Origin of the sequence: Corallococcus terminator, assembly GCF_003611635.1 — a bacterium.
Lineage (GTDB): Bacteria > Myxococcota > Myxococcia > Myxococcales > Myxococcaceae > Corallococcus > Corallococcus terminator.
The window spans coordinates 1-7618 of the sequence record NZ_RAVZ01000406.1 but is presented as its reverse complement, the minus strand read 5'-3'; the positions used below and the strand labels follow the sequence as shown (position 1 = coordinate 7618).

8 protein-coding genes and 1 other RNA gene are annotated in these 7618 nt (G+C 67.5%); 4 read left to right on the top strand and 5 right to left on the bottom strand.

Features of this window, described 5'->3' with window-relative positions; genetic code table 11:
- The first annotated feature begins 159 nt into the window (after positions 1–159).
- Positions 160–523: a transfer-messenger RNA gene (gene ssrA, locus D7V88_RS36280) on the top strand.
- Between the two features lie 389 nt (positions 524–912).
- Here ssrA and D7V88_RS36275 read toward each other — a convergent pair.
- The 3 genes from D7V88_RS36275 to D7V88_RS36265 form a co-directional block, all read right to left on the bottom strand.
- A complete protein-coding gene (locus tag D7V88_RS36275; protein ID WP_120545163.1) occupies positions 913–1881 on the bottom strand; it encodes a pyridoxal-phosphate dependent enzyme in 969 nt (322 codons plus the stop codon).
- Positions 1882–2061: 180 nt separating this feature from the next.
- Entirely contained in the window at positions 2062–2787 is a 726-nt protein-coding gene (locus D7V88_RS36270) for an alpha/beta hydrolase (RefSeq protein WP_120545162.1), read from the bottom strand.
- A gap of 34 nt (positions 2788–2821) precedes the next feature.
- A complete protein-coding gene (locus D7V88_RS36265; RefSeq protein ID WP_120545161.1) occupies positions 2822–3430 on the bottom strand; it encodes a TetR/AcrR family transcriptional regulator in 609 nt (202 codons plus the stop codon).
- A 58-nt stretch (positions 3431–3488) separates the two neighbouring features.
- On the opposite strand from D7V88_RS36265, the gene D7V88_RS36260 reads away from it, so the two are divergent.
- Positions 3489–4775, top strand: coding sequence for a macrolide family glycosyltransferase (locus D7V88_RS36260; RefSeq protein WP_372241160.1), 1287 nt, complete (start codon positions 3489–3491; stop codon positions 4773–4775).
- Between the two features lie 106 nt (positions 4776–4881).
- Positions 4882–5463 (top strand): hypothetical protein, encoded by a 582-nt coding sequence (locus D7V88_RS36255; protein ID WP_147449012.1) that lies wholly within the window; start codon positions 4882–4884, stop codon positions 5461–5463.
- A gap of 6 nt (positions 5464–5469) precedes the next feature.
- Here D7V88_RS36255 and D7V88_RS36250 read toward each other — a convergent pair whose 3' ends face one another.
- Both D7V88_RS36250 and D7V88_RS36245 read right to left on the bottom strand, forming a co-directional pair.
- Positions 5470–5730: a hypothetical protein gene (locus tag D7V88_RS36250; RefSeq protein WP_120545158.1), complete on the bottom strand. Its 261-nt coding sequence runs from the start codon at positions 5728–5730 to the stop codon at positions 5470–5472.
- A gap of 98 nt (positions 5731–5828) precedes the next feature.
- Positions 5829–6035 (bottom strand): hypothetical protein, encoded by a 207-nt coding sequence (locus D7V88_RS36245; protein ID WP_147449011.1) that lies wholly within the window; start codon positions 6033–6035, stop codon positions 5829–5831.
- Positions 6036–6485: 450 nt separating this feature from the next.
- Between D7V88_RS36245 and D7V88_RS36240 the strand changes: the two genes are divergently transcribed.
- Entirely contained in the window at positions 6486–7583 is a 1098-nt protein-coding gene (locus D7V88_RS36240; RefSeq protein WP_208726695.1) for a vWA domain-containing protein, read from the top strand.
- The last annotated feature ends 35 nt before the right edge of the window (positions 7584–7618 follow it).

The following is a 7618-nucleotide window of genomic DNA, read 5'->3' as shown; positions in this document are numbered from 1 at the left end:
GATAGGCTCCGGTCTCGTGGGCTCGGAGATGGGTATAAGAGACAGGCAGGATGTTGGCGGAAGCGACCCCGTCGAAGCAGGAGGATTGACGGGGGGCGTTCAGCGGTTAATGTAAGTCGGGTGCGGAGAAGTCGTGGCCGCATGCAGTACGGCGAATCTGGGGGCGACCTGGCTTCGACGGGGGCATTGAAGTTCGAGACGCGTGCCGAGCTTGTTGGGACCTCGTTAAACTGCCGACAACAACACAAAAGCCAACGACAACGTTGAGCTCGCGCTGGCTGCCTAATTAGCAGTCTTTAGTGCGCGGTCCCCCTGCTCTCGGTCCGTGGGGTGGGGATGGGCCGTCATAATGCGGACTGGTCACTGAGGGAGCCTGGGCCCGAGGTGACGAGATCTTTCCAGGACCGGCATCGGGAATCCCGTCCGTGGGAGTCCAGGTGACGTAAAAAATCGCGGACTACGCACGTAGGGTCAAAGAGCAGACGGCTTTCGGACGAGGGTTCGATTCCCTCCGCCTCCACAGTGAAGAAGCCTGGCAAACCAGCAAGGGTTGCCAGGCTTCTTTTTTTGTTCCGGTCGTTCGAGTTCATCTTGGAGTGAGCACGTGGCGCGGCGCCGCCCTGGCTCGAATCCCATTCATTTCGGGGCCAGCACGGCGAGGCCACATCCAGGGGACCCTCACCGAAGTCCCTGTCGGGCCTCAGCGGCTGGTGGATGTGCGGGCGTACGACAGCCATGGCCTGAATGTGTACGGGGGGAACGCGAGCGTGGACGTGTACGACGGAAGCGTGGCGCTCGCGTTCATCAGGCTGGTCCATGTCTGGCCGAACTGCCCATAGCGGGAGGGGCGGAGGATATCCCCATCGTCGAACGTCGTTTGCCGGGCGGTTGCCGAGCTACGCGTCATGCGGTTCAGGGACCCGCCGGCACATCCCTGGCAATCGCGCGGCGGGAAGCCTGCTCCTCGCGCCACGTGACGAGCTTCGCCAGGTCCACGGCAATCCCGCCGCAAACCACGATAAGGGGTCGGCGATAGGGGGCCAGTACGTCGAGCCCCTGGTACGCAACCGCGAGCGCGGCGCCACACGCGGGTTCGACGAGGATGCGCAGGTCGTCGGCGAACTGCAGGCACGCGTCGAGCGCCTGCGTATCGCTCACCGTCACGCTGTGGACCGGGTGGCGGCGCGTCCATTCGAAGGCCGCGGACGCCACGCGCTTCGCGCCAAGCGTGGTCGCGATGGAGGTAATGGCCGGCAGGGTGACGAGCTTGCCGGCGTTCACCGCCGCGTGCAGTGAAGCGGCGCCCTCGGTCTCCACGGCGATGACTGGCACGTGCGCCAGCTTGTTGCGGTGCAGCCCCTCCAGCACCCCGCACATGAGCCCGCCGCCTCCTACCGCGCAGACCACCACATCGAAGCCATCCTGGGTCTGGGCCACCGCCTCGTCGATCAGCGTGGCGTTGCCGTCCCAGATGTCCGGGTGGTCGAACGGCGGCACGTATGTGGCTTTCCCGCCGCTACAGCGCCGCAGGGCCTCCTCGTTGGCTTCGTCCCAGACGGCGCCGTGCACCACCACCGTCGCGCCGAGTTCGGCAATCCGCTGACGCACCGACTCCGGTGTCGAATGGGGGACCAGGATGGTGGTGGGCACGCCGAGGGCACGCCCGGCAACCGCCGCGGCGAAGCCCGCATTGCCACCGGAGGGACAGATGAACTGTCGCGTGCCGGTCTCCACCGCCTGCTGGCACAGCTTTCCGATGCCGCGCAGCTTGAAGGAACCGGAAGGCTGAAGGCTCTCCAGTTTGAGGAGCACGGCCTTGCCGAGCGAAGCCGAGAGCGCGTCGTGTGGAATCAGGGGGGTGGTGATGTGGAGAGGGCGCATGATGGTGGAAAAACCTATACCAATCGGGACGCGCGCATCGCACCCCATCGGTCGTCCAGTGGATGAGGCCGGTGCCGAGGCCCTCGCTCGCGTCGCATTTGAGCGCCACGCGAGGGTGAACTGGAGTTGTCGCGGAGCCGTGCTCACACATCTGAAGTGAGCGTCAGCGCTTCGCCCGCCTCAATGCTCCTGCAATGCCTGACGCAAGAAGCCGCGCCAGTCCTCGAGCAGTTGGGGCGACACGTCATGGCCCAGGGCCGGATAGGTCCTCACGTCGATGGGAACACCCACCGCCTTCAGGTCCGCGACGCGCGCGAGTGTCTGTCGCAGGGGAATGATGGGGTCGTCCTCGCCCTGGAGCACGAGCACCTGATGGGACGAGGGCAGGGACCGGGTGGGCTCTCCCAGCAGGCGCGTACCCATGGGCACCGCGACATCCACCAGCTCCGGGTAGCGGAGGGCGAGCAACCACGCGAGGTCTCCTCCGTAGGAGAATCCCGTCACGGCGACGCGGCGGATTTCAGGATGCTCGCGGCGGACCTCGCGAATGATGTCCGCGAGCTGGGCGGCCACCCGCTCCACCTCCGCTGTCTTCCGAAGCCCGTCCCTCTGCTCGTGTTCGGCGGGGAACCAGGTGAAGCCTTCCCGATGGGGCCTCGCGCCGCGTGGCAGGACCACCCGCACGGCGGTGCCCAGGGTCTTGACGTGCTCGTCCCAGAACTCGGGAGTGGAGCCGGAGTAATGCAAGGCCACGAGCAGCCCCTCGGGCTTCTCCGAGCCCAGGGTGTATGTCTTGTAGAAGAGCGGCTGCGAAGCGCCCTGGGAGGGGATTCCTGGCAGGGTGCTCGCGCATGCGATTCCCAGCAGGGACAGGATGACGAGCGACGTGGCTTTGAAGGGCTTCATGCGTCCTTGGATGGGGCGGATGGCGAGGGAAACCCTAGCGGCTCCGACTGGCGGGCCGCAGCGCCGCGACGGCCAGTGCCGCCACGGTGTCCGCGTAGGCCCTCGTGAGGGGCGCGGTGCGCAGCAGCCAGCGGTGGAAGAGCGGACCGACGAGCAGCTCCACCGCGACACTCAAGTCCACGCCCTTCGCCACCTGTCCGGCTTTCTGCGCCGCGCGCAGGCGCTCCTGGATCGCCGTCAGATGGGGCCGCAGCACGGCCTCCACGAACTGCTGGGCCAGCGCCGGGTCTGACTGGGATTCGGCCGTGAGCGCCCGCGAGGGCAGCTCGAAGCGCGGATCCGTGAGCTCCTGCACCGTGGCGCGCAGCACCGTCTTCAGGTCTGCCTCCAGGTCACCGGTGTCCGGCAGTGCCGCGGGCTCACTGCTTCCGCCCAGCGCCACGAACGCATCCAGCACCACCGCCCCCTTGGAGGGCCACCAGCGGTAGATCGTCTGCTTGCCCACGCCCGCCCGCGCGGCGATCGCCTCGATGGTCAGCCGCGCGTACCCCACCTCGCCCACCAACTCGACGGCGGCGGTCAGGATGGCCTGTCGCGAACGCTCACTGCGGCGCGCCGGCTCCGGTGTCTTCACTTCTCCCATGGAGTCATCCTACCAGTCACAAGACGGACCGTCTCGTCTTGACAGGCCCCCAGGCTGGATGCATTTTGGAGACGAGACGTTCCGTCTCGTTTTCGCCGCCAGGAGAGAGCCCATGCCCCGCCGCGCCCACATCGCCATGGTGAGCATCCCCGCCCACGGCCACGTGAATCCGAGCCTGGAGCTCATCCGGGAGCTGGTCTCCCGGGGCCACCGGGTGACGTATGCCAACGACGCGTCCTTCGCGGAGGCCATCGCCACCACGGGCGCGGAGCTGGTCCCCTACCGCTCCACCCTCCCGCGCCCGGGGACTCCGGAACTCGGCTGGCCCGAGGACACGGTGGGGCAACTGGACATGTTCCTCGACGACGCCATGTCCATGCTTCCGCAACTGCGCGCGGCCTACGAAGACGATCGCCCGGACCTCTTCCTGTACGACATCGGCTGCTCGACGGCGCGAATCCTCGCGGAGAACTGGGGTCTTCCCTGCGTCCAGCTCTCGCCCGCCTTCGTGGCCTGGGAGGGGTACGAGCAGGACATGGCCACGATGGTGGAATGGCTGCGCACGGACGCTCGGGCCGTGGCGCACCACCGTCGCTACTCGGACTGGCTCGCCGCGTGCGGCGTGGCCCAACCCGACTCCCTGCGCTTCGTCGGCCTGCCCCCGCGCGGCCTGGTGCTCATCCCTCGTGCGCTACAGCCCCACGCGGACCGGGTGGACCGCGGGCGCTTCACCTTCGTGGGGCCCTGCTTCGGTGACCGCTCCAGCCAGGGCTCCTGGAAGCGTCCCCCGGGCGCGCGCAAGGTGGTGCTGGTGTCGCTCGGTTCGACCTTCACCCTCCAGCCCGCGTTCTACCGGGCCAGTCTTGCGGCCTTCGGGGGACTCGCCGGCTGGCACGTGGTGCTCCAGATTGGCAAACACGTGGAGCTGAGCGAACTGGGGACGATTCCAGACAACGTGGAGGTGCACCGCTGGGTGCCGCAGCTCGCGGTGCTCGAACAGGCCGACGCCTTCGTCACCCACGCGGGGATGGGCGGGACGCAGGAGGGCCTGTACTGCGGGCTGCCGATGATCGCCGTGCCCCAGGCCGCGGACCAGTTCGCCAATGCCGACCAGCTCGTCGCGCTCGGCGTGGGCCGACGCCTGGACACGGAGCACGCGACTCCCGACGCGCTGCGTTCGGCACTGCTCCAGCTCACGGAGGATCCCCAGGTCGCGTCCCGGCTCGCGGTCATCCGGAAGCAATTGCGCGAGGAGGGTGGGGCCGTTCGCGCCGCTGAGGTGCTGGAGGCCGAACTCCGTTCCTCCCAGGGCTCCGAGCTGCTCCTGTCGAAGCTGGCGCCCTGAGCGTTCCGGATGCGCGTGAGGCCGGGGCCTGCTCCGTGCCTCACGTGCCGCGAACAGGCTCCAGGCGCTCATTCCGCGTGGGCGCGCACTGCTAGGATGGCGCTCCATGCAAACGAAAGTCGCTCCGAAGTCGGGTGGGTCCAGGGTCGTCCTCATGCTCATCGTGATGGTGGTGGCGATGGGGGGCGGCATCTTCGTGGCGTTGAAACTGCTCGGGAGTGATTCGAGCAAGACCGACGTCGGCGACCTGGAGGCGCTCGCTTCGGTGCAGGCCCAGTGGCGCGCGGTGGACGCGTGTCGCATCCAGTACAACCACTGGCCCCGCTCCCATCACCGGCAGATGCATCGGCGGACCGTCTTCATCACGCCCTGCGGCGCGTCGGGAATCGCTCCCAGCAGCGGGAAGGTGAAGCTGCCCGAGTCGTGGGCGCACGACGCGCTCGCGTTCGAGGCGGAGCGCTCGTCGGTGACGGACGACTGGTCCATCCTGGTGAACTCGGAAGCCGTGCCCTTCCCGGTCCTGCTCGCGGGGCTGAGCGAACTCGCGCCCATCGTCGTGCGTGAGGCGCCTGGCGCCATGGCGCAGATGCGTGCCGATGAGGCGGAGGGCAATGCGAAGTATGAAGAGGGTTTGCGCCAGCGGGAGCAGCAGCGGCAGCAGAACCAGAACAGCTATCCCTCGCGCTGACGCCGGTTACTCCTGACGGGCGCCGGAGGGCGGCGTGCAGTGCTCATTGCACGTTTCGTATTCCTGCATGCACAGTTGCCGCTCGCGCGGGTCGTCTTGCGCCACGCGCATGCAAAGCCCGAACTGCGCCCTGCACACCTCGTAGCAGGAAGTGACCTGTGCCCGGACGTCCGCCGTCGAAGGCGCGGGCTGTTCAAGGGCTTCGACTCCGCCGCATCCTCCCAGTCCGCCGACCACCATCAGCCCGGCGATGAGTGTCGCGCGCATGTGCTGCTCCTGTGCTTGAGGGTGGAGGCTGCCGTGACGAGAGGACTTTGGCGGAGCGGGCGGCGTGCCAGCTCCGGCACGCCGTCAGCATCAGCCCCTCAAGGACACTGCGAGATGCAGTAGGCGCGGTAGGAGTTGCAGTAGTACGGATCGCCGCCGCCGTAATAGCACTGGTAGTACTTCGCATCGCAGGCGTCAGTGCAGGGACCGGGCGTCGCCATCTCCACGATGCGGTTCGCCTCTTCCGGGCTCATCTCCTCCGGCGCCTCGACCCCGCCACAGCCGGCCAGAAAACCAACCGCCATCAGCCCGGCAATGATTGTCGCTCGCATGTGCTGCTCCTGTTTCTTGTGGGGTGTGTGCTGCCTCGCCAGGATAGCGCTGCCATTCATGGCAGGCCAAGAGCCCCCCTGTCTGTGGATGCGCGGTGGTCTGCCTGGACCCGCCACAGGGTTTGTGTGACTCCGGCCGTCCGCTTCGGCTGGAGCGAGTCGTCGCGGTCGGCATCGGCCTGCTGCACGGACCCATGGGGCGGACCTCCATGGGCTTTCGCGGGCGCTGGCCGTCCCCGCGCAGGTGCAGGCCGTCCTGGACACCCAGGGGGCATGAGCGGCTCCTCCCAGGGGGGCGCTGCCGTAGCGGAGCGACCCCGTTTCCTCCACCCGCTCCACCCCCTGGAGCGGGTCTTTCGATGTCAGACCCCTCACGTACTGTTCTTCTTGTCGCCGCCAAGAACGAACGAGGGGGAGCGCACCATGGGCACGTCTGTGATTGATAATCGCGTCGAGGTCGTCTTCAGCTTTGACACCACTGGCAGCATGTATCCGTGCCTCGCGCAGGTCCGCAAGAAGCTGGGCGGCGCGGTGGCCCGGCTCACGAAGGAGATTCCGGGCATCCGCATCGGCATCATCGCGCACGGAGATTACTGTGACGCGCGTTCCTCCTACGTGACGAAGGCGCTGGACCTCACGGATGACGCGAAGGCCATCACGCGCTTCGTGGAGAAGGTGGAGCAGACGGGCGGCGGGGATGCGCCCGAGTGCTACGAGCTGGTGCTGCACGAGGCGCGAAGCCTGTCCTGGACCGAGGGCTACACGAAGGTGTTCGTCCTCATCGGGGATGACGTCCCGCACCCTCCCAACCAGAATCCGGGGAAGCTGGACTGGCGCAAGGAATTGGACGCGCTGGGGAAGATGGGCGTGCCTGTCTATGGCGTGCAGGCCTTGAATCGCCGCCACGCGACGCCGTTCTACAAGGAGCTGGCGCAGAAGTCGGGCGGGTTCCACCTGAGCCTGGATCAGTTCGCGCACGTCACCGACATGGTGCTGGCCGTCTGCTACAAGCAGTCGTCGGACGCGCAGCTCCAGGCGTACGAAGCGGAGGTGTCCCGCGAAGGCCGCATGAGCCGTGGCCTGAACACCATGTTCAACACGATGCTCAAGCGGGCCTCGTCCACGCTCTTCGGTGAGACGGACCTGCGCGCGGTGCCGCCCGGGCGCTTCCAGGTGCTCGAAGTGGACGGGGACAGCGCCATCAAGGAGTTCGTGACGGAGAATGGCCTGGGCTTCAAGACGGGGCGCGGCTTCTACGAATTCACCAAGACGGAGACCATTCAGGGCCGCAAGGAAGTGGTGCTGATGGACCGCAAGACGGGCGACCTCTACAGCGGCGAGCGCGCCCGGGAGATGCTCGGCCTGCCAGCGGGCGAGACGGTCCGCATCCGCCCCGCGAGCCTGGAGAAGTACGTCGTCTTCGTCCAGAGCACGTCCGCCAACCGGAAGCTCCGGGGTGGGACGAAGTTCCTCTACGAGGTGGAGGACTGGGACGGGGCCCGCGGCAGCGTGGCGGCCTGAGCCCGGCCTGCGGGGGGACGCGGTCGTCGCAGGGC